This window comes from Vibrio sp. L85 (genome assembly GCF_963871815.1).
GTDB lineage: Bacteria > Pseudomonadota > Gammaproteobacteria > Enterobacterales > Vibrionaceae > Vibrio > Vibrio harveyi.
In genome coordinates this window covers 1-579 of sequence record NZ_CAWMYL010000092.1, presented here as the reverse complement: position 1 = coordinate 579, position 579 = coordinate 1, and the positions used below count along the sequence as shown (strand labels likewise).

Annotated in this window: 1 protein-coding gene; it reads right to left on the bottom strand. The window is 46.5% G+C overall.

Annotation, left to right across the window (positions count from 1 at the left end; genetic code table 11):
* Positions 1-104: 104 nt before the first annotated feature.
* Positions 105-579, bottom strand: a 475-nt coding sequence (locus tag AACR11_RS09730; RefSeq protein ID WP_079324693.1) for a hypothetical protein, incomplete at its 5' end; no start/stop codon positions are given.

The following is a 579-nucleotide window of genomic DNA, read 5'->3' as shown; positions in this document are numbered from 1 at the left end:
GGTGTAAAGGTAGCGCGCCTGCACCAATTGCTGGCTATCTTCATCGAGCCTGAGCAGATCAAGCCAATCTATTTGCATCTTGTGACCTCTGCTTTTCATTGAGGTTAATACTTCCAGCCGTTAAATTGCAGTGACTTTGGAATAGGGCTGTAGCAAGGGTATTCGGTTTGTAAGCCGTACTCAAAAATCACAGCTGTAGACATGGCAAATGCTGGCGCGAAATTGTAACGAGTAAAACGCTCCGGATCATTCTTTGCTGTTTTTTCCAGCACTGTCCAAATCATCTCTTCGATGAACTCAGGATGACGCTTCGGATCGAGTGCCATCGTATCGCGCATACAGAACCAGTTATTACCACCTAAGTCTTGTTGGCGATTTGCACTACCAAAATACGCAGATTGCAAACCTTGCAGGTAAGCCTGTAGGCGCATCGATTCAACCGTATCAGTCTCATCAATGTGCTGTAAAAAGTACGGCAGCTTGGTGACGTCTGCCATGTCTTTCTTATCGATGCTCATTAGGGTAGGGCTATTGTATTGCTCGTGTATCTCGCTCAGCAGTTGAGTGAGCTCAGGAGAG